This is a genomic window from Tabrizicola sp. T46 (assembly GCF_057219895.1).
The window spans coordinates 578,161-601,546 of the sequence record NZ_JBXVVV010000002.1 but is presented as its reverse complement, the minus strand read 5'-3'; the positions used below and the strand labels follow the sequence as shown (position 1 = coordinate 601,546).

The following is a 23,386-nucleotide window of genomic DNA, read 5'->3' as shown; positions in this document are numbered from 1 at the left end:
GGGTAGCGAAGCGTCTGGCATGGCGTGGCCGGGGGGCCGGATCGAAGGCGTCAACCTGATCGGCACCGAACTGCGGCAGGGTGACGGCGCCTCGATCCGCGCAACCGAGGCGGCGACAGGACAGCCCTTCGATCCTGTCTGGCGCGAGGTGTCGGCGAAGGATCTGGACCGCGCCTGCGGACTAGCCGCTTTGGCGGTCCGTCCGCTGCGGCAGACCGCCCCTGCTGTATGCGCCGCGTTTCTGGACCGGATCGCCGCGAACATCCTTGGCCTTGGCGATGACCTCGTCACCCGCTGCATGGCTGAAACCGGCCTGGCCCGCACGCGGATCGAGGGCGAGCGTCAGCGCACTGTGATGCAACTGGCGCTTTTCGCCGGGCTTGTCCGAGATGGCCGCCATCTTGACCAGTGCCACGATCCTGCCCTGCCAGAGCGCACCCCGCCCCGCCCCGACCTACGGCTGACCCATCTGCCGCTGGGTCCGGTGGCCGTGTTTGCCGCATCGAACTTTCCGCTCGCCTTTTCGGTCGCAGGTGGCGATACGGCCTCGGCGCTGGCGGCAGGCTGTCCGGTGATCGTCAAGGCGCATTCGGCGCATCCCGGCACCTCTGAACTCGTCGGACAGGCGGTCCGTCAGGCGGTGCATGATACCGGCATGCCCGAGGGTACGTTTTCCCTCGTCTACGGCAGAGGCAGCCGGATTGGGCAGGCGCTGGCCGCCGACCCGCGCATCCGCGCCATCGGCTTTACCGGATCGCGTTCTGGTGGGCTCGCGCTGTTGAAGACTGCGCAAGCGCGCGCCGTGCCGATCCCGGTCTATGCCGAGATGAGCTCGATCAACCCAGTTTTCCTGTTTCCGGCTGCGTTGCAGGAGCGTGCCGAGGCAATCGCAGCCGACTTCGTCACCGCGCTGACGCTCGGCGCCGGGCAATTCTGTACGAACCCCGGCCTTGTCATCGCCGTCGACAGCCCTGCCGCGCGCCGGTTCGTGACTGCCGCGGCGAGCGCCCTTTCAGTCAGTGCTCCGCAAGTCATGCTGACCCCGGCCATCGCCCAGTCCTACGCAGCGGGCGTCGCCCGCCTTGCAGCGCATCCCGCCGTGCGGACCGAGACGATGGTTCCGCAAGCCGGCCCGACCATGCAGGGCCCGGCGCTCTTCAGTACCTCCGCCGCCCGATTCCTTGCGGACCCGGCGCTGCAGGACGAGGTTTTTGGGGCCGCGTCCCTGGTGGTCCTGTGCGATGGGCTGGAGGACTTTGCCCGGATTGTCCACGCCCTCGAGGGTCAGCTGACGGCAGCCCTGCACATCGTCCCCGACGACCATCCGGCGGCGCGTGCGCTGCTGCCCGATCTGGCCGATCTCGCAGGGCGCGTCATCACCAATGGCTTCGGCACCGGGGTCGAGGTCGCCCATGCCATGGTCCATGGCGGACCCTTTCCGGCGACATCCGACGGGCGCAGCACATCGGTCGGCAGTCTGGCGATCCGCCGGTTCCTGCGGCCCGTCGCCTGGCAGAACCTGCCGCAGGCCCTCTTGCCGGGTCCCGAAGCAAGCGACTAAGGTTGTGTTGCCCTCTGGATCCAAAGCACCACGCCATGATGACGGACAGGAAAGCCTCAGAAAAACATCGCATAACGCGGCTCAGCGTGCCCGAAGCCTTGGCCGCGTCGCTGCGTGAGCGGATCCTGAACGGCGAGTTCCAGCCCGGTCAGGCGCTGGTGCAAGAGGCCCTGGCGGCAGAGTACGAATGCAGTCGCATGCCTGTCCGCGAGGCGTTCCGCCAGCTAGAGGCAGAGGGCCTGATCGAAACCCGCGTGCACAAAGGGGCGGTCGTCTCGACCTTGCCGACCGAACAGGTGATGGAGCTGTTCGAGCTCCGCGCGCTCGTTGAATGCCATATGCTGGAACATGCGCTCCCACGTATGACCGATGCCGACCTTGATGCCTGCGCCCTTATCCTGAACGAACTGGAGCGCGTTTACGCTGACCGCGAAATGTCGCGCTGGGGGTCCCTGAACGCGGCTTTCCACGCGCGCCTGCTGCAACCGGCCGAAAAGCAGCAATCCATGGCGATGCTGGCGGCGATCAACCTTCAGGTCGAACGCTTTGTCCGCCTGCAACTGACCCTGACCGAGGAATTCGAGACCGCCGCGCGCGAACATAGGGAGCTTCTGGAGCTTTGCCGCAAGCGGGACTCAAAGACCGCGGTGCCGTTCCTGCGCAACCACGTTCTGACTGCAGGCACCGGCCTGGTCGCTGCAATCAGGTCAAGACGTCCCGCTTAAGTCGCTTGAGGGCGGCAAACTCGACCCATGCACGAACGAACTTCAGTTGCTGGCCCTTCCGTTTCTCACTCCGAACGACTGAAATGGTTTCCGGTCGAAGAAAGTTCGACGTCAGACCCATCCCCTGCGCCAAGTGGACGCTTTATCGGCGAAGTGTTCCCTGAGAAAACCGAGAAGTCACAAGTGTCGGAGGCAGCGCGACGCCTGGGCAAGCTCAGATCGCCCGAACGCATTCGCCATCTCTCATCGTAAACTGAAGCGCCGCTCTCGGAAGCGCGCGCCACTTGGTTTTGGCACTGGCAGCTTGCTCGTCCCCCCAGGGAGCATAGAAGGGACTGTGTGCCTGCCAGCGGGAACGATTGCTCGCGTGTGTCGTGCCTTCTGGCCCCACTGAACTGCACTAAGCCCTTAAGTAACCAATGACAGCTAACCCGGATTTCTGCGGATGCGATGCTGCCGCTGCCTGGGGCAGCTCTCCGCCCTTAACGGCGCATAGGTCGCTCTCGGCCCATAGCGGCCTCAGAGCACGAGTTGTTCGAAATGAAGCGATTTCACAAAAGCGGTCAGTCGCAGATACACTACCAGATCGCCATCTGCCGTAGCCAAAGACACGAGCAACTAGTGATACTGACGGAATGCAGGCCACGGATCGCACTACAAAGCAATAATTGGTCGTCGATCTTCTGCAAAACTGCCCGTTACGACATACCGAAGCCTTTTCTAGTTTAACAGATCGGCGGTCGCTCCGGTAAATCGAAACCAATATCCATTTTGCGCCAGGTCAGGCATCTGCGGACGCCCCCGGGATCTGCGCCCTGCATCGGGCTTCATCGGTTGGGCGGCCAAGGAACGCGTAGCGGCTGGCCGCTTCTTCAAAGGCCGACACCGCCCGGACGTTGTTCTTCTCGGCCCGGCGCTGGATGCCGCGGGCTTCCCAGACTGCGGCCACCCAAGGCCCGCCATGCCACATGGCAGAAATCCGTTCGGCCTCGTCCAGCCTTCGGCTGACCTGCTCCAGCTCGCCCATCTCGGCGAGCGCAGAGGCGGAAGCAACCCGGAACCCCATCGAACACGGCTGGCACCCATGACTGTGCTGAGACAATAGCCGATCGCCTTCTTGAATGGCCTCCAGCGCTTTTTCCTTCGACCCCGCCGCCCGCACGGCCAGGCCCTTCAGCCGGATCTGCAGATGCGGCGCAAGCCAGGAGGACGCGGCGATGCCCTCCGCCCGCGCGATCAGCCGTTTGGCGTGCCAGTTCCGCCCGCTGGACAACGCAATCTCGGCCAGCCGTTCCAGCGCAAGCACCCGGCCAGCGGACGCCTCTGCCTTGGCCAGAAGCGCCTCTGCTTCCGTCAACAGCCGCTCGGCTTCACCGAGCTGCCCCGAGAACAGCGCCACTTCGCCCAGGATCATCAAGGCAAGGCCACGGCCTGCCGTCGATCCGACCCCTTCGGCGACAGAGAGCAATTCCTGCGCCGCCAGCCCGATTTCATGGTGGCCCTTGGCGTTGCACAGGCAGAACTCGGCAAGGCAGAGGTGGCCGTCAAAAACCTGGGCGACCTTGTCGGGCGTCTTGCGGGCCCAGGCAATGAACTCGGACTGAAAGACCTCTTTCCAGCGCCCCTGCATCATGGCGCACAGGCCCATCAAGGCGCTTGCCTCGCCAACCTCGCGCGCCAGACCCGCCGCCATCGCGAGGGCGCGGGTCTCCTCGGCAACGGCACGGGCCTTGTCGAAGTCGCCGCTGTGCAGATGCAAAAGCCCCCAGGCGAGCGAGGCGCGGATGCGGTCGGTCTGGCTGACCGGATCAACGGCGGGAATGGCCAGCGCCTTTTCATATAGCGCCACAGCCTCGGCCGAGGGGCCAAGCCCGATCTCCATTTGCAGTCTCTGGCGCAGCTGGTTGAAGATCCTGATCGCCTCGGCGCGGTTGCCGGAGTCGAGCGAGGCCTGCATCAGCGCGCACTGCGCCGGTTCGTCGCTGGGGTCCACCGCGATCAGCCGCTGCCACAGCCGGCCCGCGCGCAAGACGTCTACATGGCGCTGCGCCAGCGTGGTGCGCGGGGCGTCAAGCCAGTCGGAATAGAGGTCGTCGGGCAGAAGCTGCCCTCGGTACAGGTCGGCGGCAGCGCCACAAGCCTCGGGCGTTAACTGGCGCAGGGCCGCCCTGGCGGCGGCCTCGAAGATCTCGGCGTCGATCACCAGATCCGCCGAAGGGGCCAGGGCCAGGCTATCCCCGTTGGTGGCGATCAAGTCGTTATGGCCAAGAGCCTTGCGAGCGAAGTGAACCGCCTTCCGCAGGGCAGCTCCTGCGGTCTCCGAATCAGTCTCCGGCCAGAAGAGATCCACGACCTGTTCGCGGTGCATCCGGTGCTGCGGAGTAACCGCCAAGAGCTTGACCAGGGCCGCGGCCCGATCGCGCCGCCACAGGCCGGGCGCGACTGCAATCCCATCGACAGTTACCGAAAAACCGCCAAGGACTTGAATTTCAACGCGCATATGCCCTCACCCCAACCCCGTCCCGCCGTCATCGAATTGCGTCACAAGGGCCGATGCCAAAGGGAACGCTGACGGAACATAGCGCCCCCAAACTGTACCGACAATCAGCACCCAAAGGGAGGAACCCATGTCACTTCGCATCAATGATATCGCGCCTGACTTCACGGCCCAGACCACCCAGGGCACCATCCACTTTCACGCCTGGCTGGATGGCTCGTGGGGAGTGCTCTTTTCCCATCCCAAGGATTTCACGCCGGTCTGCACCACCGAACTGGGCCGGATGGCGCATCTGGCGCCGGAATTCGCCAAGCGCGGTGTCAAGGTTCTGGGCCTTTCGGTCGATCCGGTCGACAAGCATGCGCTTTGGGCCGATGACATCGCCGAAACCCAGGGCGCGATGCCGCAATTCCCGATGATCGGCGATCCTACGCTTTCCGTGGCCAAGCTGTACGACATGCTGCCTGCCACCGCAGGGGACAGCGCCGAAGGCCGCACCGCCGCCGACAACCAGACCGTGCGGCACGTCTTCATCATCGGACCGGACAAGAGGATCAAACTGATGATCGCCTATCCGATGACCACGGGCCGCAACTTCGACGAGATCCTGCGCGTGATCGACAGCCTGCAACTGACCGCCACCCACCGGGTCGCGACCCCGGCCGATTGGACCTTCGGGCGCGATGTGATCATCGCAGGCTCGGTCAGCAACGAAGAGGCCAAAGGCCTGTACCCCCACGGCTGGGCCGCGCCCAAACCCTATCTGCGCATCGTGGCGCAGCCCGGCCTCACCAAGGGAGAGACTGCATGAAGCCGCGTATCCTGATCCTCGGCGCCGGTTTCGGCGGGCTGGAACTGTCGACATCGCTGTCCGAGGCGCTGGGTGACGGTATCGACATCACCCTGATCGACAAGTCCGACGGCTTTGTCTTCGGTTACTCGAAACTCGACATGCTGTTTGGCCGCCAGTCCGAGACGATGATCCGCACCCCTTATGCCGCCTTTGCCAAGCCCGGCGTGCGCCTGCTGCGCGAGACCATCACGGCCATCGACGCCGAGGCCAGGCGCGTGACGACCGACAGGGGCGTGCACGAAGCCGACATCCTGGTCATCGCCCTGGGCGCGGATTACGATGTCAGCTCAACCCCTGGTGTGGTGCTGGGCGTGAACGAATTCTATTCCGTCCCCGGTGCGGCGCATCTGTCCAGGGTCCTGCCCGGTTTCCGGGGCGGCGATGTGGTGGTCGGGGTCTGCGGCGCGCCCTACAAATGCCCGCCCGCCCCGGCCGAATGCGCCTTGATGATGCATGACTACATGAAGTCCCGCGGACTTGATGGGTTGACGCGGATCACCGTCGTCAACCCCTTGCCCTCGCCGGTTCCTCCCTCTCCCGACACGTCGAAAGCAATCCTCGGCGCCTTTGCCGAGCGCGGTATCACCTTCATCCCCAACACCCGCGTGACGGCGGTCGAGGGCAAGTCGGTGATGCTGGACAATGGCACCTCCCTGCCTTGCGATCTGTTCCTTGGCGTGCCCAAGAACCGTGCGGCGGATGTGGTCGTGTCGGCTGGTCTGACCGAAGGAGGCTGGGTATCGGTGGATCCTTTCACGCTGCTGACCAAGTTCCCCGGCGTCTATGCCGTGGGCGATCTGGCCAATACGGGGGTGCCGAAGGCCGGAGTCTATGCCGAAGGCGCCGCCCGCACCGTGGCCGCCAACATCATCTCGCGGTTGCGGAACGAGGCCGAGACGGCGCGCAACCCCGGTGCGGGCTCGTGCTACATTGAGTTCGGTGCGAACCGGATCGGCCGGGTAGATGTGGATTTCCTGTCTGGTCCAAAGCCCTTCGGCACCTTCCATGGCGCTTCCGAAGCCCTGCGCGTGGATAAAGAGCATTTCGGCTCTATTCGCCGAGCCCGGTGGTTTGGACTGTAAGGTCCCGGCCCCTACCCTTGAAGCGGTGCCCTCCGCGCTCGAAGATTTTGTGAGGGGGGCACAATTCCACTGAGCGCCTTAAACTCTGCTCTCAGTCTGGAAGATGCTACCCCTCGTGCGTTAATGGGCTTCGTTGCACAAGGCGTGGATGTCCGCTCTTCCCTTGTCACGTCATTTGCAAGGCTGCACCTGTCAGACCGCTTTCCGCCCTTAGCGGACAGCCAATGTCGAGCTTCTTGGAACGAAAACTGAGGTAAACTTCTGACGCGGCTCGGGCACGGGTTTGCCTGTCAACCGCTGGATCAGCGCTTCGGCGGCACATTTGCCCTGGTGGACGGCATCGACGCGCACAGTCGTGAGGGGTGGGGCAACATAAGCTGCAAAAGGGAGGTCGTCGAAGCCGACCACGGAAACATCGCCCGGCACTGACCGGCCAAGCTGTGCCAGCGCCCCAAGCACGCCAAGGGCTATCGTATCATTGCCGGCAAAGATGGCTGTCGTTTCGGGGTGTGCTGCCATCAGCTTGAGTGTGGCCTTGAACCCGCTCTCCGCGCCGAAGTCGCCGTGAACCACCGCACCATCGGCCATGTCGATTCCATGGCCGGAGAGAAAGCCGCGTAGTTCTGCAAGACGCATGTCCGCCGCCGAGAACCCCGGCGGCGAAAAGGGGACACTGCCGATCCTGCGATGGCCCAGTGACACGATATGATCGACTGCCTCCCGCAACCCTGTGGTGCTTGGCGTATCCACCGAAACCTCCTTCGGGTGCCCGATGGAGCCAAGCAGCACGATGGGGTAGTCGGACTCGATCAGTTCGATCAGGGCCGTGTCGTCCTTGCGCGGGCTAAGCAGCAAAAGCCCGTCGATCCGGCGGGATTCGACGAGATCGGTGTAGGGGTTCTTGCCGCGGGTGCGTGACAGGGTTTCCAGCAGAAGATGATATCCCTTGCGCCGCAGCACACTGCCCACCCCATTGAACAACAACGGAATATAGCCGTCCACCGTCAGCGATCGGCTTTCGGTGACGACAAGGCCGACCGTCTCGGTCACCCCGCTTTTCAGCATTCGCGCGGCCGTGTTCGGGCGGTAGCCAAGTTCGGCCGCAACCGTTTCGACCCTCTTGCGCGTTTCATCGCCGATTACGACAGAGTTGGAACGGTTCAGCACGATCGAGACCGTGGTGCGCGAAACACCGGCCGCGCGGGCCACGTCATGGCTGGTCACCCTGCTTCGTGTCATCTTGCCCGTCCTTGTCTGACTGACACGAGTAACCGTTGAGGAATCTGTTGACAAGCGGGGCGAGGCGCGGCAGCTTTTGGCCACTCGCTAACACGTGTTAGCAAGTGTCCGCCGCAGGGTGGACGGCAGGGAGGCCACAGTTGAAACGGTCAGGACAACCGCTGAAAGCGGCCGGAAGGCGCATGTCCATGCGCCAGCGCGAAGCGATGATGGGGTATCTCTTCATCGCTCCGGCGCTGGTCGGTCTAGTCGTGTTCTACGTCCTGCCCACGCTGCGCGCGGCGCAAATCAGCCTGACCGACTGGAACCTTCTGCGGGCCCCCCGCTGGGTCGGCCTGTCGAACTACGAAAAGCTCTGGGCCGACGGGACCTTCTGGGAAAGCCTGCGGCTGACGCTGCTGTATGTGGCCTACAACATCCCGCTGCAGACGGCGCTGGCGCTTTTCATCGCCGTTCTGGCCGACCGGCTGGCGCGGCAGGTCTGGGTGCGGGCCGTGATGATCGCGCCCTATCTGATTTCGAACGTGGTCGCCGGGCTTGTCTGGCTTCTGATGCTGGACCCGCTGATTGGGATGACCAACGTCTTCATCGAGGCCATCGGCGCGGCCCCGCAGCCCTTCCTCGCCTCGCCCGACCAGGCGCTGATCTCGGTCGCGGGGATCAACATCTGGCGGCATGTGGGGTTCACGGCGCTTCTCTTCTATGCAGGCCTCCAGGCCATCCCGCGCGACCTGTATGAGGCGGCGCGGCTGGACGGCGCCCGCGAATGGCAGATGTTCCGCACGATCACGCTGCCGCTTCTGCGCCCGGTCATGGTCTTCGTGCTGGTCACCAGTGTGATCGGGTCCTTCCAGATCTTCGACACCATCGCCGTCACTACGGCCGGTGGGCCGGCCGGATCGACCAAGGTGGTGATGTTCTACATCTACGAGACGGCCTTCAAGTTCTCGAACATGGGCCTCGCCTCGGCCATGTCGATGGTACTGTTCGTGATCCTTATCGCTGTAACGCTGGTGCAGATGCGCGCCATGCGGGCTGGCCAGTCGGACCTTGGGTAGGGCCATGCGGAACCTCACCCTCTCCCGCGCCCTTGGCTACTTCGCGCTGATCCTGCTGGCCATCATCTCGCTTCTGCCGGTCTGGGTGGCGCTGAAGACCGCGATGACCCTGCCGCGCGATTTTTTTGGCAGTGCGTCGGACCTGGTGCCGCCGACCTTCACTTTGCAGAACTTCGCCCGCGTGCTGGGGTTCGAGACCGACCTCGTCCTCACCTCGATCCGCGCTGCACCGATCGACTTCGGCCTCGCGCTGCGCAATTCGGTGATCTACACCGCGATCCTTGTCACCGGGCAGCTGTTCTTCTCGGCCCTTGCCGCCTATGCCTTCGCCCGGCTGCGCTTTCCGGGGCGAGACGCGCTGTTCGTGGCCTTCCTGTCGGCCACGATGATCCCGTCGATCGTGCTCTTCATCCCCAACTTCGTGCTCGTGCGCGAGCTAGGCCTGATCAACACTTTCGCAGGCATGGTCGCGCCGAACATCCTGATGGTGCCCTTCGCCGTCTTCTTCCTGCGGCAGTTCTTCATCTCGTCCCCGAAAGAGCTTGAAGAGGCCGCGCGGCTGGAAGGCCTATCGCATTTCCAGATCTTCTGGCACATCGCCCTGCCCTTGCAGCGCGGGCCGATGGCGACGCTGGCGATTCTTCTGTCGATCAACGCCTGGAACGATTTCTTCTGGCCCTTCCTCGTGGGCCGCGAAGACAGCGTCCGCCCCTTGGCCGTGGCGCTGGCCGAGTTTCAGGCCCAGACCGGCCAGGCCCAGCCCGATTGGACCGGCCTCATGGCGGCCGTGATGCTGTCGATCATCCCCATCCTGTTCCTGCTGGTCTTCTTCGGCCGCCGGATCGTGGAGTCGCTGCAGACCAGCGGCATGAAGTGAACCCCAAGGAAAACACCTGAGGAGGAGGAAACTATGGGTCTCAAGACGATGAAATGGGCGCTTCTGGCGGGCACGGCGATGACCGCCCCGGCCATGGCGCAGACCGAAATCACCTACTGGATGTGGGATGGCAACCAGGCCCCCGTCTACCAGCAGTGCGCCGATGCCTTCACGGCCAAGAACCCCGACATCACCGTGAAGATCACCCAGGACGGCTGGGACAACTACTGGACGACGCTGACCACCGGCTTCGTCTCGGGCACCGCGCCGGACGTCTTCGTGAACCACGTCAGCCGCTACCCGGAATTCCTGGTGAACGGCGTGATGGAAGACCTGACCGACCGCATCGCCGCGGACGGCTATGACATGTCGGGCTTCATCCCGGGCCTTGCCGAGACCTGGAATAAGGACGGCCGCCAGTGGGGCATGCCCAAGGACTGGGACACCGTCGCCATCGTCTATAACGCCGACAAGCTGGCCGAAGCGGGCCTGACGCCGTCTGACCTTGAAAACCTGACCTGGAACCCGCAGGACGGCGGCACCTGGGAACAGACCATCGCCAAGCTGACCGTCGACAAGAACGGCAAGCGCGGCAACGAGGAAGGCTTCGACAAGACGCAGGTCGCGACCTACGGCTACGTCTCCTCGCCGCTGTCGGCCTTCGGCCAGACCGAATGGTCCTACCTCGCGGTGTCGAACGGCTTCCAGTACATCGACCAGGCCTGGGGATCGAAATACTTCGTCGACAGCCCGAAACTTGCCGAGGCGATCGACTGGCTGCAGAACCTGTCGCTCGACAAGGGCTTCATGCCCACGCAGGAAATGGCCGGCAAGCTGGGTGCCTTCGCGCTCCTCACATCGGGTCAGGGCGTGATGGCGACCGACGGGTCGTGGATGATCGGCGGCTACCTTGACAATGCCGACTTCAAGATCGGCTTCGCGCCGCTGCCGGCCGGCCCAGAGGGTCGCAAGTCCATGTTCAACGGCCTGGCCGACTCCATCTGGTCGGGCTCGCCCAACAAGGACGCGGCCTGGGAATGGGTGAAATTCCTCGGCTCGTCGGAATGCCAGAGCATCGTCGGCCAGGCGGGCGTCGTCTTCCCCGCGCGCCCCGAGGCGGTCGACCTTGCCATCGCGGCCCATGCCGCGCGCGGCGTGGACGTGTCGGCCTTCACGAAGCTGGCCAATGCGGAATCGACCTTCTCCTTCCCGATGACTGAACGCGGCAACGAGGTGGACGTGATCCTCAAGACCGCGCTCGACAAGATCATGCTCGGCCAGGGTGAACCGGCCGAGGTGCTTTCGGCCGCCAACGAAGAGATCAACGCTCTCTTCCAGTAACGGCCCCCGGGGGGCGCAGGGTTTCGGTTTCCTCCCGTTTTTCCCTGCGCCCCCACTCAACCCTCCCTTTCCGACCGCCCGAAGGACACCACCATGCCCGCCCCCAAGATCACTCTCATCGGTGCCGGTAGCACCGTCTTTGCCAAGAACCTGATCGGCGATATCCTGAGTTACCCCGAACTCTCCGAGACACGGTTCAGCCTGTATGACATTGACGCCAAACGGCTTGGGGAATCCGAAATCGTCGCCCGCCGAATCAATCAGGCGCTTGGCACCCGCGCGGTGATCGAGGCAACGACCGACCGCGCCAGCGCGCTGGACGGTGCGGACTTTGCCATCAACATGATCCAGGTCGGCGGCTACAAGCCCGGTACCACCACGGATTTCGCCCTGCCGAAGGCGGCGGGGCTGGAACAGACCATCGCCGACACGCTGGGCATCGGCGGCATCATGCGCGGCCTGCGCACGATCCCGGTCCTTCTGGGCATGGCCCGTGACATGGAGCGGCTTTGCCCTGATGTCTGGCACCTGAACTACGTCAACCCGATGGCGATGAACTGCATGGGGCTTGCCCGTGGGTCTTCCATCCGCACCGTGGGCCTGTGCCATTCCGTCCGCCACACGGCAGAAGAGCTGTCGCGCGACATCGGCGTTCCGGTTGAGGATATCGACTATCTCGTTGCCGGTGTGAACCACGTGGCCTTTTACCTGAAATTCCGCCACCGCGACGGGCGCGATCTTTATCCGCTGATTCAGCGCGTCATCGACGAGGACCGCATCCCCGACACCAACCGCGTCCGCTATGACGTGTTCCGCCGCTTCGGCTATTTCGTCACCGAAAGCTCTGAGCACTTCTCGGAATACGTGCCGTGGTACATCAAGAGCCACCGCCCCGACCTGATCCAGGAGTTCAACATCCCGCTGGATGAATACCCCCGCCGCTGCGAAAGCCAGATTGCGGGCTGGCAGGCGATGTCGGCTGACCTGAAGGACCCGTCGAAACCCATCGAGGTCCGCCGGTCACCCGAATACGGGTCGGAAATCATCCATTCCGTCTGGACCGGCACCCCCCGCGTGATCTACGGCAACATGCCCAACAACGGCTCCATCACCAACCTGCCCGCAGACGCCTGCGTCGAGGTGCCTTGTCTGGTGGATCGGCAGGGGGTGCAGCCGACCGTCGTGGGCGACATTCCGGTGCAACTGGCCTGCCTGATGCAGACCCAGATCAATGTGCAGAAACTGACGGTCGAGGCCGTGCTGACCGGCCGGCGCGACCATGTGCTGCACGCGGCGCTGCTGGACCCGCACACCGCGGCGGAACTGGACACCCAGCAGATTGCCGACCTTGTCGACCGCCTGCTAGACGCTCACGGGGCTTTCATCCCCGAAGCCCTGCGTGCGGCCTGAGGCGACCATGGCCGGGCTTGACCTTCATAAGGTGACGAAACGCTTCGGCGAGACGCATGTGATCCACGGCGTCGACCTGAAGGTCGAGCCCGGCGAATTCTGCGTCTTCGTCGGCCCCTCGGGCTGTGGCAAGTCCACCCTTCTGCGGATGATCGCGGGGCTGGAGGAAACCACCTCGGGCACCATCGCCATCGGCGGGCGCGACATGACGCGGACAGATCCCGCCAACCGTGGCGTGGCCATGGTGTTCCAGTCCTACGCGCTTTACCCGCATCTGACCGTGGCCGAAAACATGGGCTACGCCATGCGCATCGCCGGCCGCCCCAAGGCCGAAATCCGCGCCGCCGTGGAAGAGGTGGCCGCGACCCTTGGCCTTTCCGCGCTGTTGGACCGCAAGCCCAAGGCGCTGTCCGGCGGTCAGCGTCAGCGCGTCGCCATTGGCCGGGCCATCCTGCGCAAGCCAGAGGTCTTCCTCTTCGACGAGCCGCTCTCCAACCTCGACGCCGAGCTTCGCGTCTCGATGCGAGTCGAGATCGCCAACCTGCACCGCCGCCTTGGCGCGACGATGATCTACGTCACCCATGACCAGGTCGAGGCAATGACGCTGGCTGATCGTCTTGTCCTTCTCCGCGCAGGCCGGATCGAACAGCAGGGCCGGCCGCTTGACCTTTACCATGACCCCGACAACCGCTTCGTGGCGGGCTTTCTTGGCAATCCGCGGATGAATTTCCTGCCCGGGCGCATTATCGCAGTGAACGGGCAGGCCATAACCGTGAAGATCGAGGATCGTGCAGAGCCCTTGGTCCTCCGGTCAACCGACATGACACTGACCGAAGGTCAGCCCGTCGAAGTCGGGATCCGCCCCAGTCATGTCAGCCTGTCGCCAAACGGCCCACTTGGCCTGACTGTGGACAGTGTCGAACACCTTGGCTCGGGTAGTCTCGTCTACGGCCGAACGAACGCCGGGGTGGGGGTAACCGTCGCTCTGGATCAGCATCTGCCGGGCTCGGTCTCATCGGGCAGCACGATCCACGCGGATTTCTTAAGCAAGGATGCGATGCTCTTTGGCGCTGACGGCAAACGGGTGCGGTAGGCCATTCGATGCCTGTCCGTGTGACGCCCCATTCAGATGGTCCCTAAGGAAAGACCACTTGTCAGCCTCGAGAAAGCTGTGAAAGTCGCGTCATCTGAGCCCCTCATCTGGCACTGCGCAGCGTAACGCCGGGGTCTGCTTTCCGCCCTTCACGTCGGCCAGGGTGAGCGGAGCGCCAGTCGCCCCATGACGGGTTGAGGGTTGGGAGAGTTTCTTCCGGCGCCCGTCGCGGGAAACAACCGATGGGCTTTGTGGAGGTTCTGGATCCGGTCGCACCGGCGCGGGCGGTTGGCTGGAAAGTGAATGTGAGCCGGGGTGAGCGGAACGGTCGGTTGTCGTCCGAATGGTTCAAGTAGCCTGATGACGAGCGGTATATGTCGCTCGACGACCACTGGGCCAGCCTTAAGGGTTAGAGGATCCTCGCAGCACACCTTGGAAAATCGATGCCGTCCGGAGGCGGACACTTCATCAGGGTCCGGTAACATCATCAGGGCCCTCGGATCTGTCCGACGATCGAAAAAGGTAAGCTCGTTGTTTACTGATGGCATCCAAGGCACAATGCCGCAAAAAGGACTGGCATTTGGTGCTCCAATGAGCTCTCCGGCGCTTTCCGTCATCCCAGACGCGCTGCTTCGGCAATTGCCGTCAAGGTGCAGCGAAGCCCTCGGGCTGGCCATAGCGGACGAAGAAGACGGTGCAGTCATGGTGTTCCGCTGGTGCAACAAAGCGTTCTGCGAGACAACTGGATACTCGTTCGATGATGTCATCGGCCGGCGCGGAACAATCCTGATCGGACGGGACATGGAGCAGGGGATGCACCTGCTCATCATCGAAGCGCTGATGAATTGGGAAAGATTCTCCGTCAGAACGCTCACCAACCGAAAGAACGGGGAGCCCTTCCCTGTCCGCATGACTTGGACACCCCTCACGGATCCAGAAACTCGGCAGCGATGGTGGCTTTGCTCGCTTATCGAGCTGGAGGAGGGACCGGAAAATGCACTGAGCAAGCTTGAGCTAGGTAATGCGCAAACAGATCCTGAAACTCAGCACAAGCTCTCTGAGGAACTGGTACGGCTTGAGAAGGAAAATCGAAGGTTATTCGACCTCGCCAGGACGGTCGCACGAGAGTCGAAGGAAGATCCGCTGACCGGACTGTCCAATCGTCGCCATCTTGAGGTACAGTTGAAGGCATGGATTGCGGGGCTTAGGAAGGGTGGCCGAAGCTTCGCCGTCCTCTGCGTAGATCTCGACAGGTTCAAGTCAGTCAACGACACCTTGGGACACTGGGCAGGAGACAGACTCCTTATCCATGTCGCGGAGGTGCTGCGCAGATTGTGTGGTGAGGGAGACCTGATAGCACGAATGGGAGGGGATGAGTTCGCAATCCTCCGACCTCTTAGCGACAGCGCACTAGGCTCCAGACTCATTGATCGTCAAAGCCAGAACATGACGGTTGCGGCGAGGGCGACAGTGGAGAGGAAGGTCTTTGCGCATCTGTCGTAGCGGGTTGCGACTCTGCGCCAGTCTTTCAGTCGGCCGAACATGATCTCGATCCGGTTGCGCCGTTTGTAGCGCCGTTTGTCGTAGCGGACGGCTTTGCCACGAGACTTCCGCCCAGGGATGCAGGGGCTTATCCCCTTGTCTTTCAATGCTTCCCGGAACCAGTCAGCGTCATAGCCACGATCCGCGATCATCCATTCGGCAGCAGGCAAGCTGCCCAGCAGGGCGGCAGCTCCGGTGTAGTCGCTCACCTCGCCTGCGGTCATGAAGAACTTCAGCGGACGCCCCTTTGCATCGGTGACGGCATGCAACTTGGTGTTCAGCCCACCTTTCGTGCGCCCGATCAGGCGCCCGCGCTGGTCATCGGGCCCCCCTTTTTTGCCCGCAGGCTCGAAGCCGTGCGGTGCGCCTTCAGATAGGTCGCGTCGATCATGATGGTCTTTTGCTCGGTACCCTCGGAGGCCAAGCCCTCCATCATCCGGGCAAAGACCCCCATGTCACCCCACCGCTTCCATCGGTTGTAGAGCGTCTTCGGAGGGCCATACTCCCTCGGCGCATCGCACCACCTCAAACCATTGCGATTGATGAAGATTATCCCACTCAGCACCCGCCGATCATCTACACGCGGCTTGCCATGGCTCTTCGGAAAGAACGGCGTCAACCGCGCCATCTGTTCGCCGGTCAGCCAGAAAAGGTTGTTCATCTTCACCCCCGTCAGTTCGGGAGCTTGAATCACGCAGCCAGGGAGGCCTCAAGCCAATTAATGGGTCCTGACCCTAGGAATGAAGATCGTCGCCGAAGGCGTGGAAACAGCTGCCCACGCAGATCTGTTGCGTCGGATGGAATGCGACTTTCTCCAAGGCTATTTCTTCGGATCACCGATGAGTACGGCAGACATAGCCATCAAAATGTCGCAAGAAAGCAGTCAGTGACGCTTAGGCTCAGGACGGCTCTGGTGCATAATCGCATGATGGGATTCATTTCGTGAATCCAGCGCAGTAGCTGGTCTGCATTAGCAGACCGACACCACCGACCTTCAAGAACAGGAACTGGCCCAGCTACAACGATGCGCTCAAGCGCTGCGGCTCGCTAACGATCTGGTTCATCCCACGATGACGTGGCAGGTCACGCGCACTGCCAAGCGCGGGCGGCAGACCTCATCGACGCCGCGCAACGAGGCGGATGACTCGTTCGGCGTCGCGGCGATGAACAGGCTCTTCACGCCTCCGATGGCAATTATGAAGCTCGCGCTCATGCCGGTCAGTGTCGGCACGCCGGTGGTGTCGTTACTCGCCAACACCTGGCAGCGGCTCTTTGTTCAAGGCCATTGGCAATGGTGCGCGCAGGCCTAGCTAGCTCTGTCCAGAAGGCACATCAATGCTTGTATGGTTTAGACAACATCAGCAATCATGATGTCCACTTTAGTTTACACGCTGCGGTCAGATTGTCGCGCCCACGGAAACAGTTGCAACCCTAAAGGTATCGAAATCTATCGATGTACAGCTTCTGGCTGCAGCTTCCAGATCGCCAAATCTACAAGATATGTTGAGGCGCCCCTCGTCAATATCTATCCGCTGCATAATCCAACCCTTTGTTTGTCAGCAAACATTGCAGCCAATGATCCCGCATTTCATTGTATACTGTGCGCAGACTGCGGGGGAGCGTTAACGGTTTGTTCATCATTGGGTTGCAGTACGATCAAGCACGCAACAAACAGAGGTACCCCATGCATCCGAGTGAATTCAAGAACCAGGCTCTCGCAGCCGCCTCCTTGGCACAGCTTGAAGGTTTCACGGCAACGGCGGATGCGCTCTTTCGTCTGGCAGAGGCTTCTGCAGCAGCGGCGCAAAATCTAGGTGCATCGACGACACGCGTCATGGAGCAGACCCAGCATTCCGCATCCTCAGGTAGAGCTGACTCCGAGCTGATCGCCCATTAACTCGGTGTTTACCTTACATCGATTTCCTCAGGACTCAGATGTCCTTGGAGGAGATTTCAAATGCGGCAATGGCAAAAGGAGGCACTGAAGGTCGTTGCAGAGGCCCGGGAGCACGCAACCCGGACCTCGGATGTTCGACTTCACCTTGCCTGCGGTCGAACGATTGAAGTCATGGCAAGAGAGGGCTGCCAGATCCCTTCAGAGATCCGCAACTATGCTCGTAGAGTACGTGAGATCTTCGGCGATCAATACAACAGCAAAGGAAGCGCCGAAGCTGCCAGGGGCGCCGTTTGAATGACAAGGAACTCCTGCATGTCTACAATCTGGTTTCGCTCTGTGTGCTCGCCGGATCAGCTCTTGCGATCCTGGGCCTCAGGTTGATGACCGGCTCGCATTCCAAGCAGGTCAAGCTTATCGCTGAGGTTCGGTCGTCTCTCGAGCGCGCCTGTCGCAACTGCGTACAAGCACGATCCATCGCTTTAGCGCTTGGGTTGGGATCTTATGGCAACATTGTCGCATTCTGGAGATCGCAGCAGCCAGAACATGATTTCGTTGCGGAGGCCGAGCACATGCTCAGAGTGCTTGCGGCCGTCGCAAATGGCTGCGGAGAAATGAGTGTATCCCAGTTGCGGAAACGGAAGAATGAGCTCGTTCGGGTCGAGATGGAGAGCGAGCGGCTTTTGCGCGAGCTTCAGGCGATCCAGAGCCGAGTTCCCTTGGCAGACCAGTTGAATCGCAGAAACGGGTGGCGAAAGGCACCGGTTAGCGCATCCCGATCTGTTGGTTCGCAGTGGGAGAGGCCACTCTTTTCCACACACTTGATCGCACAAGTCCCTCTGGCTGGCACCGAGCCTTCACCAGCAAGTCTTGAGGAAGCCGGACAAGACTGATTGCTGCGCGGTTGTTGCAGTCCAGCTTGCCAACGCAGCGCGAGCTCAGGCAAGCTGACGGAAGAAGAAACGGGGCATCCTGCTGTGCCAAGCCGACTGACTTCGCCTCTGCTGCCACTGATGTTCGCACTTTGTGTAGGCTTTGCACAGGCGACAGACGTGGCAGGCCAATCCGTAATCGAGGCGAGGGTAAGCAAGGTCCTGGATGGAGACACTTTCACTCTTGGTGGCTAATCACGGCGCATTCGAGTGTGGGGTCTCGATGCACCGGAGTGGGATGATCCTGGTGGTTCAGCTGCGACGGCCACCCTGAACGGACTGATTTCGGGCAAGCGCCTACGCTGCGGAGTTCTTGACATCGATCGATTTGGACGGCTTGTCGCCCAATGCTTTCTTCCGGACGGTAGAGACCTCGCTGACGTGATGATCAGGGCCGGAGTGGCAAGGGAGTACTGCCGATACTCACGGGGCTACTACGGAACCTGCTGAGGGCCAAGATTGCCTTCGTGGTCGAAGCAATCAACCGTTACAGTGAAACTGATCGACGACTTCGAACGACGTACCGAGACGCACCGCTCTGACAAGCATTTCCCCAATGTCCGTTGCGATCCTATCTGCGGGGGCGAAGCGGAGGTCATCGTTCAACCATCCGGCCTCTGACCAAAGAAACGCCACCATTGCAAACGCGAGATCTGTCTTTGCGTAAAACGCCAAGGCCAGCCCCTCTTTGGAGTTGGAACAAGGGAAGATTGCAAGGTCAGGTCGGTGCCTCAAGTCGAAGGACCTTGATGTAGCCGGAAGCTTTCTCATCTCCGCCGTCAGGCCTGTGTAATTCGGCTTGAGTACCGTCTCGCTGAACTGGTTCTTTACTCCATTGGGGAATAGCGCCGACCAGTATACCGCCTCTCGGCTCACGTCGTGCAGGAGGTCGGCAACGGTTTCAGCTTTGAACTGCACCGTGTCGGCAACAGCCGCCGTCGCTTTGGAATGCTCAGACATCAAGGCCTCCGCGTTAGCCCACACGGCAATCCGACCTGAACACCGTCCGTCATCCATGACATGCATCAAGGTCGCTGCACGAAAATGGGAACAGCAGTAAGCATTACCCTCGCGCTGTAACGACTTCCTGACCCCCATGCCAACTCCGAGCGCGGCGAGCAAAGCCAATGCACCGCTTCCAACTGGCGCCCTACAGCGCCTCCTTCATCCGCCGGGAGATCGCCTCGCGCTCGGCCTGGGCCACGAGCGCCGTGATGCCCACGGTCAGGTCGTTCGCCTCCGGCTTGTCCACAGCCACGAAGCGCACCCCGCTGCCGCGCAGCGCTAGCAGAAACACGGCATTCCGGCTCAACCGATCTAACTTGGCGATCACCAGCGTCGCTCCCGTGACCTTCGCCAGATGCAGCGCCTTCGCCAGTTCCGGGCGGTCTGCCTTGCACCCACTCTCGACCTCAGTGAACCGCGCCAGGACCTCAGCCCCGCGCTAGACGGCGAAATTCTCCATCACCTTGCCCTGCGCTTCGAGACCAAGCCCACTCGCCCCCTGCCGGGCCGTCGAGACCCGCTCGGCCACCGCCCTGCCGTCATGTCCGCCCCTGTGCAAGACTGCCTCACGTTGGTTAGGCAGTCATGAACTCCTCAGTCATGAGAGCGGATCGTACCAGAAGCGGACTTTTTCCTAGTCTATGGCAATGTCCGCTTTTCGCCCTTTGCGAGCAGGAGGTAGGTGTCGGCCCATAGCGGACGGTTGTTCCCCTTGAGGTAAGTGGATACTCAGCCCACTATTTCACTACCGTGATCTCGCCCGGGCGCCAGCTCTTGTCGAACCAAGGCTCCAGCGGACCGTAGAGCCTCAACAACGTGAACCAGCCCTTGCCGGGGATCGTCTGGACCCAGTTGCTTTCCTTGCCCTCGGGTGCTGTGGGGCCGAAGTAGATGTCGACCGAGCCGTCGGCATTCACCTGCAGGTCCGTGTCCTGGCTCGACACGCTTGGTCGCACTTGGTCGGTCTGCAGCATCGAGCGGGTCTGCACATCATAGACGATCACGGACCAGAAGTCCTTGACCGGCACATCCTTGGGTAGGGTCAGCCGATAGGTCTTGCCTCCGTCAAACGGATTGCCGTCCGCATCAAGCGCAGTCCAAGGATACTGCGATCCTTGGCCGACCATCTTCGCTTCCATCGCGGGTGTGACGCCAGTGGCGAACATGTAGTAGAAGACCGCGCCGTCGAGGTTGGCCACGCCGGGCTGCGACTGGAAGCTGTAGCCGCCGAAGAACGGCAGTCTCCAGTTGCTCTTGCTGTCCGGGTAGAAGAACGGGTCCCGCCCCCGGATGTCCAGTGCCAGAGCGCGTGCGGTCACCGCGCCGATGTTCGCCGCATCGGTCAGGATCGCCTTCATGCGCTCATCCGGTGCGAAGGGCTTGCCCTTCTCGATCCCGATCGAGGCAAAGAGGCCGAGCGTGGTCGGGTCCGCCCCTTCGGGCGGCTCTTCCTGGATCACCGTGTTCAGGAGTTCCCAGAACGAATAATCCGTCGGCATCACGAAGTTCGACGGGATGCCCGAGGCGTTGACCAGCGTGACGGGCGTCGGGTTGGCCTTTTCGGCCAGAGGATAGATCTTGAGATGGTCGCGGACCCCCTGCACGCCCGGTTCGGTCTTGCCGTCCACAAGGAAGGCCCGGAAGAAGGTCCAGAGCCCGTAGGTGGTCGGTCGCACGACGGTGTAGCCGTCAGGCACATCGCCAGAATAGCCCGGAGGCAGGATCAGATACTTGCCACCTGCGCCCTTGTCGGCCCCGGTGATGCCCACGTCGGCCACCCACCTGTACCAGAAATCGTTGAACGACCCCAGAACCTTGGGCGGAATCTCGATGACCATCGGACCGTTCTTGGTATCCAGCCAGATGAAGTTGTAGATCGTGTTGTCGTTGGCGGTCAGCTCGACCGTGCGCGCATCGACAAGGTTTTCCCAGATCACGTTGGTCTTGTTGACCGGGCCGAACTTCAGAAGGCTGTCGCGCATTCCGGCCTGATTCACGATCGGGATCGCTAGAAGAAAGGCCTGCAGGGCGCGCGAGCGGTCAAGGTTGTCCCATACCGTCGCCTGGGTTTCTTCGGTTGGGAAGCCGTCCGTCAGCTTCAGAGTCCCGATCGATGTCTCGAGCGTGTCGGGCGTGGAAACGCCAGGCGCGACCTCGGTCGTCATCTTGTAGGTGTCGGCCAGCGCGGGCATCGCGGCAGTGGTCATTGCCGCTCCCAAAAGCAACCGGGCGGCAACGGCAAGTGTCGAAATGCGCATTCTGCGATCCTCCTCGCTAGACTCATGGTCGAGGGAACGATAGTCGGTCTGGTTGAAGAGCCGTTGTGATTTGGGGACACCAATGACCGATGCGAACCTGCCGGGGGCCCGGCAACGCCCGGCTTCGCTCTTGCTTTTGCCGGACCTGCTGCACGACTTCGGCACCAACCTCGCAGCGGTGCTGGACGGGACCGGGATAACGCAAGGCGACATCAGGCCGGATGCCTTTGTCCCCTATGCTGCCTTTCTATCGGTTCTCGACAATGCCAGTCGCCTGACCGGGCGGGAGGATCTTGGCATCCTTCTGGGAAAGCGCCAGACACTCGCCGCGCTCGGCCCCCTTGGAGCCGTCCTGCGCCACGCGTCTACCTTGGGTGAGGCGATCGGCGATTTTGTCGCCTTTCAGAGACGCAACTCCACCGGGGGCGCCGTCTACCTGATGCGGTCGGATCGCGACGTCATTCTTGGTTATGGCGTCTATGACCACTCGGCCCGGGTTTCGCCTCTGATCTACGATCTTGTCCTTGCCGTCGGATGCAACCTTGTTGCGGAACTGACCGGCGGGGCGGTAGCGCCCGAGGAAATTCTCGTGACCCGGTCCGCCCCGATGGACCCGACGCCCTACCACCGGCTTGGACGCTGTCCGATCCGCTTCGGCCAGGTTCAGACAGGGCTCGTCCTGCGCGCGGCGTCGCTTGAGATTCCCTTGCCCGAGGCCGACCCGGCCCTGCATGACGTTGCCCTGACACGGCTGCTGGAAGCGGTTGAGGGACATTCGCTGTCGCTTGCCGAGCACGTCCGGCATCTGCTGCGCCCCTCGATGCTGATGGGTCACGCGGGAATGAACACGCTGGCGGACCGGCTGGGGTTGCACCCCCGCACCCTGCGCCGCCGGTTGCGGGACGAGGGAACCACGTTCGAAGCGGTCAAGGACGACGTCCGCAAGGCGGCCGCAAAGGACCTTCTGAGGTTGGGCGACCTGAGCATTGCCGATATCGCTGCAACCCTTGACTACGCGACCGCCAGCGCTTTTGTGAACGCTTTCAGAAGGTGGCTGGGAACAACACCAGGGCTTTGGCGAGCGGCAGTTCGACTGTACGACGCCTGACTTAGCGGCTGTCTAGCACGGGAACAAGTCTTGCACGAAGGGGCTGCTTTCCACCCTTTGCAACGGTGGGGTTGATGATGCACCGGGCCCTTCTCTATCTCTCCATCGTATGGCCACTCCCCCCTCGTCCCGCGCAGGCGCCCTATTCAGAACTCCGCGCCCAGCGCCCGCGCTGCAGCGATGACGGCCTCGCACTCCGCCGTCCCCTCAAGTGTTCCGTAGAGCATGATGAGGCGCGGCTCCTCGACCCCGCAATAGCGCAGTACGCCGGTCTCGATCTGCGTTACCATCGCGGTGTCATAGCCGCGTTTTGAAAACTGCGCGCCCGTGTTGCCTGCGACAGCCAGCATCCAGACCTTGCGATGCGGATAGCGCGCACCGTCGCCATAGGACCAACCATGGTTCCAGACCCGATCGATCCAGCCCTTCAGCATCGCCGGCATTGACCACCACCAGACTGGAAAGACGATAACCGTCGCCTCCGCCGCCTCGATCCTCGCCATCTCGGCCTGAACCTCGGGCGAATAGGTCTTTGTCAGGTCGTCCCAGTCCGGCTCGTCCGCCGCCCGCAGGACTGGATCGAACCCTTCCGCATGCAAGTCAGCCCAAACCACTCGATGCCCCGACGTCTCGGCCGCCTAGGCAAAGGCCTGCGCCACGGCATGGGTTAGCGAGTGCGAGCGCGGATGTGTCACCACAAGCAGGATATCCAATCACTCTTCCTTCTCCAGACCTGCTTGACACGATGCCACGAAAGTCCTTCCCGACCAACCGGCTTGCCTAGGCTCCCGTCCCACGCGGTAAGGATTGTAACCTGGTGCTATGACGGGCCAGCCACTTCCCAATCCACAGAGTGGAACGTGTGACCGGTTTTGTTTCGTGGTCAGTTGCTGCAAACTCAAGGGAATGAT

Annotated in this window: 20 protein-coding genes and 2 pseudogenes; 15 read left to right on the top strand and 7 right to left on the bottom strand. The window is 62.2% G+C overall.

Annotation, left to right across the window (positions count from 1 at the left end; genetic code table 11):
* Window positions 1-19: 19 nt before the first annotated feature.
* Both AC2D9V_RS10570 and AC2D9V_RS10565 read left to right on the top strand, forming a co-directional pair.
* Window positions 20-1,561, top strand: a complete 1,542-nt coding sequence (locus tag AC2D9V_RS10570) for an aldehyde dehydrogenase (NADP(+)) (protein ID WP_484714032.1) — start codon at window positions 20-22, stop codon at window positions 1,559-1,561.
* A gap of 86 nt (window positions 1,562-1,647) precedes the next feature.
* Window positions 1,648-2,286 (top strand): GntR family transcriptional regulator, encoded by a 639-nt coding sequence (locus tag AC2D9V_RS10565; protein WP_484714031.1) that lies wholly within the window; start codon window positions 1,648-1,650, stop codon window positions 2,284-2,286.
* 781 nt (window positions 2,287-3,067) lie between these two features.
* On the opposite strand, the gene AC2D9V_RS10560 is transcribed toward AC2D9V_RS10565, so the two are convergent.
* Window positions 3,068-4,540: a bacterial transcriptional activator domain-containing protein gene (locus AC2D9V_RS10560; protein ID WP_484714030.1), complete on the bottom strand. Its 1,473-nt coding sequence runs from the start codon at window positions 4,538-4,540 to the stop codon at window positions 3,068-3,070.
* Between the two features lie 6 nt (window positions 4,541-4,546).
* Between AC2D9V_RS10560 and AC2D9V_RS10555 the strand changes: the two genes are divergently transcribed.
* From AC2D9V_RS10555 to AC2D9V_RS10545, 3 genes are read left to right on the top strand one after another with little or no spacing between them, the layout of a single operon-like run.
* Window positions 4,547-4,858, top strand: coding sequence for a hypothetical protein (locus AC2D9V_RS10555; protein WP_484714029.1), 312 nt, complete (start codon window positions 4,547-4,549; stop codon window positions 4,856-4,858).
* A 55-nt stretch (window positions 4,859-4,913) separates the two neighbouring features.
* Window positions 4,914-5,594, top strand: a complete 681-nt coding sequence (locus tag AC2D9V_RS10550) for a peroxiredoxin (protein ID WP_484714028.1) — start codon at window positions 4,914-4,916, stop codon at window positions 5,592-5,594.
* Window positions 5,591-6,718, top strand: coding sequence for an NAD(P)/FAD-dependent oxidoreductase (locus AC2D9V_RS10545; RefSeq protein WP_484714027.1), 1,128 nt, complete (start codon window positions 5,591-5,593; stop codon window positions 6,716-6,718). The genes AC2D9V_RS10550 and AC2D9V_RS10545 overlap by 4 nt, the downstream gene beginning before the upstream one ends.
* Window positions 6,719-6,928: 210 nt before the next feature.
* Here AC2D9V_RS10545 and AC2D9V_RS10540 read toward each other — a convergent pair whose 3' ends face one another.
* On the bottom strand, window positions 6,929-7,942 hold the full coding sequence (locus AC2D9V_RS10540; protein WP_484714026.1) for a LacI family DNA-binding transcriptional regulator: 1,014 nt from the start codon (window positions 7,940-7,942) through the stop codon (window positions 6,929-6,931).
* 203 nt (window positions 7,943-8,145) lie between these two features.
* Between AC2D9V_RS10540 and AC2D9V_RS10535 the strand changes: the two genes are divergently transcribed.
* From AC2D9V_RS10535 to AC2D9V_RS10510, 6 genes are all read left to right on the top strand, one after another.
* A complete protein-coding gene (locus AC2D9V_RS10535) occupies window positions 8,146-9,015 on the top strand; it encodes a carbohydrate ABC transporter permease (protein WP_484714025.1) in 870 nt (289 codons plus the stop codon).
* 4 nt (window positions 9,016-9,019) lie between these two features.
* Window positions 9,020-9,892, top strand: a complete 873-nt coding sequence (locus AC2D9V_RS10530; protein WP_484714024.1) for a carbohydrate ABC transporter permease — start codon at window positions 9,020-9,022, stop codon at window positions 9,890-9,892.
* Between the two features lie 33 nt (window positions 9,893-9,925).
* Window positions 9,926-11,233, top strand: coding sequence for an ABC transporter substrate-binding protein (locus tag AC2D9V_RS10525; RefSeq protein ID WP_484714023.1), 1,308 nt, complete (start codon window positions 9,926-9,928; stop codon window positions 11,231-11,233).
* 93 nt (window positions 11,234-11,326) lie between these two features.
* The gene (gene melA / locus AC2D9V_RS10520) at window positions 11,327-12,643 is read left to right on the top strand and encodes an alpha-galactosidase (protein ID WP_484714022.1); all 1,317 of its coding nucleotides are present in this window, start codon (window positions 11,327-11,329) and stop codon (window positions 12,641-12,643) included.
* Window positions 12,644-12,650: 7 nt separating this feature from the next.
* Window positions 12,651-13,736, top strand: coding sequence for an ABC transporter ATP-binding protein (locus AC2D9V_RS10515; RefSeq protein WP_484714021.1), 1,086 nt, complete (start codon window positions 12,651-12,653; stop codon window positions 13,734-13,736).
* A 531-nt stretch (window positions 13,737-14,267) separates the two neighbouring features.
* The gene (locus tag AC2D9V_RS10510) at window positions 14,268-15,239 is read left to right on the top strand and encodes a GGDEF domain-containing protein (RefSeq protein WP_484714020.1); all 972 of its coding nucleotides are present in this window, start codon (window positions 14,268-14,270) and stop codon (window positions 15,237-15,239) included.
* On the opposite strand, the gene AC2D9V_RS10505 is transcribed toward AC2D9V_RS10510, so the two are convergent.
* A protein-coding gene (locus tag AC2D9V_RS10505; protein ID WP_484714019.1) for an IS5 family transposase occupies window positions 15,170-15,939 on the bottom strand; the annotation gives its coding sequence in 2 pieces (ribosomal slippage) (window positions 15,170-15,603 and window positions 15,603-15,939; 771 coding nt in all). The two genes, AC2D9V_RS10510 and AC2D9V_RS10505, sit on opposite strands and share 70 nt — an antisense overlap.
* A gap of 79 nt (window positions 15,940-16,018) precedes the next feature.
* Here AC2D9V_RS10505 and AC2D9V_RS10500 point away from each other — a divergent pair.
* The 3 genes and pseudogenes from AC2D9V_RS10500 to AC2D9V_RS10490 all read left to right on the top strand — a co-directional run bounded on the left by AC2D9V_RS10500 (window position 16,019) and on the right by AC2D9V_RS10490 (window position 18,554).
* Window positions 16,019-16,168: an EAL domain-containing protein gene (locus AC2D9V_RS10500; RefSeq protein WP_484714018.1), complete on the top strand. Its 150-nt coding sequence runs from the start codon at window positions 16,019-16,021 to the stop codon at window positions 16,166-16,168.
* A gap of 79 nt (window positions 16,169-16,247) precedes the next feature.
* Window positions 16,248-16,390: pseudogene (locus AC2D9V_RS10495) on the top strand (IS5/IS1182 family transposase); the annotation flags it as partial.
* Window positions 16,391-18,314: 1,924 nt separating this feature from the next.
* The gene (locus AC2D9V_RS10490; RefSeq protein WP_484714017.1) at window positions 18,315-18,554 is read left to right on the top strand and encodes a thermonuclease family protein; all 240 of its coding nucleotides are present in this window, start codon (window positions 18,315-18,317) and stop codon (window positions 18,552-18,554) included.
* Window positions 18,555-18,584: 30 nt separating this feature from the next.
* Here AC2D9V_RS10490 and AC2D9V_RS10485 read toward each other — a convergent pair whose 3' ends face one another.
* The 3 genes from AC2D9V_RS10485 to AC2D9V_RS10475 form a co-directional block, all read right to left on the bottom strand.
* Window positions 18,585-19,064, bottom strand: coding sequence for a hypothetical protein (locus AC2D9V_RS10485; protein WP_484714016.1), 480 nt, complete (start codon window positions 19,062-19,064; stop codon window positions 18,585-18,587).
* Window positions 19,065-19,254: 190 nt separating this feature from the next.
* Entirely contained in the window at window positions 19,255-19,482 is a 228-nt protein-coding gene (locus AC2D9V_RS10480; protein ID WP_484714480.1) for a recombinase family protein, read from the bottom strand.
* 364 nt (window positions 19,483-19,846) lie between these two features.
* The gene (locus AC2D9V_RS10475) at window positions 19,847-21,367 is read right to left on the bottom strand and encodes a DUF1254 domain-containing protein (protein ID WP_484714015.1); all 1,521 of its coding nucleotides are present in this window, start codon (window positions 21,365-21,367) and stop codon (window positions 19,847-19,849) included.
* Window positions 21,368-21,449: 82 nt separating this feature from the next.
* On the opposite strand from AC2D9V_RS10475, the gene AC2D9V_RS10470 reads away from it, so the two are divergent.
* Window positions 21,450-22,475 carry an AraC family transcriptional regulator gene (locus tag AC2D9V_RS10470; RefSeq protein ID WP_484714014.1) on the top strand — a complete coding sequence of 342 codons (1,026 nt, stop codon included), beginning with the start codon at window positions 21,450-21,452 and terminating at the stop codon, window positions 22,473-22,475.
* A 146-nt stretch (window positions 22,476-22,621) separates the two neighbouring features.
* Here AC2D9V_RS10470 and AC2D9V_RS10465 read toward each other — a convergent pair.
* Window positions 22,622-23,098, bottom strand: a pseudogene (locus AC2D9V_RS10465) (NAD(P)H oxidoreductase); the annotation flags it as partial.
* Window positions 23,099-23,386: the final 288 nt, after the last annotated feature.

Excerpts from the sequence above, each read along its gene's own strand:
- AC2D9V_RS10570 (WP_484714032.1), top strand. The coding sequence starts at position 20 with ATGGCGTGGCCGGGGGGCCGGATCGAAGGCGTCAACCTGATCGGCACC.
- AC2D9V_RS10555 (WP_484714029.1), top strand. The coding sequence starts at position 4,547 with ATGGCCAAGAGCCTTGCGAGCGAAGTGAACCGCCTTCCGCAGGGCAGC.
- AC2D9V_RS10550 (WP_484714028.1), top strand. The coding sequence starts at position 4,914 with ATGTCACTTCGCATCAATGATATCGCGCCTGACTTCACGGCCCAGACC.
- AC2D9V_RS10545 (WP_484714027.1), top strand. The coding sequence starts at position 5,591 with ATGAAGCCGCGTATCCTGATCCTCGGCGCCGGTTTCGGCGGGCTGGAA.
- AC2D9V_RS10535 (WP_484714025.1), top strand. The coding sequence starts at position 8,146 with ATGCGCCAGCGCGAAGCGATGATGGGGTATCTCTTCATCGCTCCGGCG.
- AC2D9V_RS10530 (WP_484714024.1), top strand. The coding sequence starts at position 9,020 with ATGCGGAACCTCACCCTCTCCCGCGCCCTTGGCTACTTCGCGCTGATC.
- AC2D9V_RS10525 (WP_484714023.1), top strand. The coding sequence starts at position 9,926 with ATGGGTCTCAAGACGATGAAATGGGCGCTTCTGGCGGGCACGGCGATG.
- melA (WP_484714022.1), top strand. The coding sequence starts at position 11,327 with ATGCCCGCCCCCAAGATCACTCTCATCGGTGCCGGTAGCACCGTCTTT.
- AC2D9V_RS10515 (WP_484714021.1), top strand. The coding sequence starts at position 12,651 with ATGGCCGGGCTTGACCTTCATAAGGTGACGAAACGCTTCGGCGAGACG.
- AC2D9V_RS10500 (WP_484714018.1), top strand. The coding sequence starts at position 16,019 with ATGAAGATCGTCGCCGAAGGCGTGGAAACAGCTGCCCACGCAGATCTG.
- AC2D9V_RS10485 (WP_484714016.1), bottom strand. The coding sequence starts at position 19,064 with ATGTCTGAGCATTCCAAAGCGACGGCGGCTGTTGCCGACACGGTGCAG.
- AC2D9V_RS10475 (WP_484714015.1), bottom strand. The coding sequence starts at position 21,367 with ATGCGCATTTCGACACTTGCCGTTGCCGCCCGGTTGCTTTTGGGAGCG.
- AC2D9V_RS10470 (WP_484714014.1), top strand. The coding sequence starts at position 21,450 with ATGACCGATGCGAACCTGCCGGGGGCCCGGCAACGCCCGGCTTCGCTC.